Here is a 2,789-nt window from a genome sequence, read left to right as displayed (position 1 = left end):
ATCATTGAAATGTACGGATTTTTTGGGGTTGCTTAATAATGGAATGATTGTAAGAGTTTTGTAGAACTGGCATCTTGCCAGTTTCATGCGCTTTCCGCATCTAATTATTAAATTCGCCACGGGTCGCACCTGTAGAATTGGCATCTTGGTGGAACTGGCATCTTGGTAGAACTGGCATCTTGGTAGAACTGGCATCTTGCCAGTTTCCTCCTTATTTTCGCGCGGGCAGGATGCCCACTCTACTTATATTCATTGCTTGATTCAGCAACGCCGATTTTTTGATGGTGTGTAGGTGGACTAGTTCCTAATAGTTGTTTTCAGTCAATGAACCACTTCATCGCTACTTTGTCATTATTATGACCACGGGGAGTATGCTCCCCTACACTCCAACGAATCATATCCCGATCGCCTTTAGTACTAACAACCATCATCAACCTGTAAGTATCGTCCAGAAATTTCAATACATCTCCATCAAAAACCAAGCTTGCACCGGAAAGATTTTGAACATAAACAATACCATTTTTGAGCACTATATGTTCTGCATACATGAGATTTTTTTGATCACCACTATCCATTAATACCCTTACTTGAGAGCCATTTTCTACTGCATTAATTAAGTTATTAATATTGCCTGCCGTTCGGTTGCCATTGGCATCATGGGCATAGGCTAGTGACCAACGATTTAGATTTGTCAATTTTGAACCATCTCCTACAAATTCTGTAGCTTTAACTGTGCCTTCAACTTCCAATTTTTCCGTAGGCTTGTCTAGGCCAATACCAACTTTATTTTTGACAGTAAGATCCATATCATCAGGCCAACTGTATTCGCTCATAGTCTTTGCTCGTCCCTAGATTGTTTATCAATTTCAATGTACAAAACTAAGTCAATAGACTATTTCCTCAGCAACATATAGTTAGCTATGCCTGGGGTAACTTGATCTGTTGATAATTTTTGGCTGTAACAACTAATTCTCCAGCCGTTTGTCTCTGGCTGGGCAGAAACTTCCATCTTAAAATCTTGGAGAAAAGGATCACCAGTAACTTTGCGTACTTCCAGCTCTCTAGGGGAGACAAAAATTACCCAATCATCTACAGTTGTTCCGCCTGGTACGGAAATTAGTTCACCATTTTGAGCTGTACCCACAAGAAACTGTCTGGGGGAAGGTAACTTAGCACCAGCAAGTTTGCGTACAGAATTATCTACTGTACTAACGTTACCGTTATTGTCTAATCTCACCTGTGCCAACCGCACTACAGTACCATCGGTAGGGGCATTACCAGTTTTTATATCTACATTACCGTCTTGGAGATTGTCTTGCCTTGTGCTACCACCGTAGATCACAAACTTGGGACGTTCAGCGGTGCGAGTGAATTTAGTCTCGCCACCTACTTCTACTTGGTAAGGGTTTTCTGGAATTTCCCGATAGATGATGGTAAGTTCAATAGTTGTATTGAGTTCTAATCCATCTAAGTTAATCGTGTCTGGTAGAGGAGAATCCGATAAGATAATAATGTCTCGACCTTCGTTATCGATTGCCATTCCTCTAGTAACAGCAATTTGTTTTTCCGCTTTTCTGCTTACTTCTAGCCCTTCCACCACACCCCATTCATGGAGGGAACGATTGTGGCGCTTGCGCAGATCACGATGGTAAGCTTGTTCGTCATTGAAGTCTTCTTGGACAAGAAACTGAGAGGTAAAGTAATTGGGACGTTGAATATCTGTCATAATCGCTATTCTCCTAAGTTGATTCTAAATTTTCGGGAATATTGCCTAAAAGGGTGTCAATACCAATTTGGGAACCGGTACCTTCTCCAGAAATAGGATCGAAGGTGCCAATCTGAATGGTGTCAGGAAAAATAATTTCTAGTTGGTAGTCGGTATGGGCAGGTTTTTCCTGTTCGATGATGGCGCTAGCAATTTCTACTTGTCGGCTGAGTTGCTCTGGGTTTAATCCTTTAGATAGAGCGATTTTTACTTTAAAAAAGTGGGGTAAACTGCCACCAATATAGGTACCTTTTCCAAGGATTGATTGCGGAGGAAGTTGTTGAGGATTTTGGTTTAATAGTTGGGAATCACCAATTTGAAACTCTGCGTCGATAGTTTCGGGAATAGTTGTTTCGGTAATGGTGGGGGTTCCTTTAATGAATAGTTCTAGCAGTGCTTGTAAATTGGCTTTGGTTCCTCGAAAGCGATACCGTTCTACAATATTAGCAATGAAATCCCGTTGTTGTTGGGGAGCTAGATCGGCTCTGAGACTCAAAGCTGTCCAACTCGCTAGCCAGGGCAGGAATTCTTCCGGTGTTTGTTGGGGATCGAAGTATGTATGGAGATGGGCAATTTTTGCTTCTAAACCTTTGTCGGAATAGTTGACACCATCTTCATGACCTAGGAGAATCTTTTCAAAGGCAAGTAAAAATTGACCGAGGAAAGGTTTGCTTTGATAAATCTCCGGTAGGTATTCTAAAAGGGGACTGGGGGAACGAGCTGAGTTTGTCATTGGTTTTTAACTGCTAAAATCAACGGTTTCTAAGGGGGATATAATTTCTATCTGGCTGGCTTCAATATTTAAATGGACTAGTTCTTCTGGTTTAAGCTGGATGGCACTTAGCTGTCCTGTATCGGTGTAAACTAGGCGTTGTTGGTTGCCTAAATTTGAATCAAGATTAGGCAAAAATACTTCGTCTTGTTGATTGGTTTTGGTGACATAATCTACAGCTTCTAGTTCATCAATTAGTTGATACAGTTCAGAAACATAAATATTACGACCAAAAGGCCAACCTTGAGGATG

Annotated in this window: 4 protein-coding genes and 1 pseudogene; all 5 read right to left on the bottom strand. The window is 41.2% G+C overall.

Annotation, left to right across the window (positions count from 1 at the left end; genetic code table 11):
• Positions 1-195: hypothetical protein (locus F6K38_RS38895; RefSeq protein WP_287360274.1), on the bottom strand; the 195-nt coding region annotated here is incomplete at its 3' end.
• Between the two features lie 122 nt (positions 196-317).
• Positions 318-833, bottom strand: coding sequence for a hypothetical protein (locus F6K38_RS38890; protein WP_287360273.1), 516 nt, complete (start codon positions 831-833; stop codon positions 318-320).
• 59 nt (positions 834-892) lie between these two features.
• Positions 893-1,726: a hypothetical protein gene (locus F6K38_RS38885; protein ID WP_287360272.1), complete on the bottom strand. Its 834-nt coding sequence runs from the start codon at positions 1,724-1,726 to the stop codon at positions 893-895.
• Between the two features lie 13 nt (positions 1,727-1,739).
• On the bottom strand, positions 1,740-2,498 hold the full coding sequence (locus tag F6K38_RS38880) for a phage tail protein (RefSeq protein WP_287360271.1): 759 nt from the start codon (positions 2,496-2,498) through the stop codon (positions 1,740-1,742).
• Positions 2,499-2,504: 6 nt separating this feature from the next.
• Positions 2,505-2,789 (bottom strand): annotated as a pseudogene (locus tag F6K38_RS38875) (baseplate J/gp47 family protein); the annotation flags it as partial.

The organism is Moorena sp. SIO3B2 (assembly GCF_010692525.1).
Lineage (GTDB): Bacteria > Cyanobacteriota > Cyanobacteriia > Cyanobacteriales > Coleofasciculaceae > Moorena > Moorena producens.
Note: the sequence above shows the minus strand (reverse complement) of the source record. Positions and strands in the feature narration are given on the sequence as shown.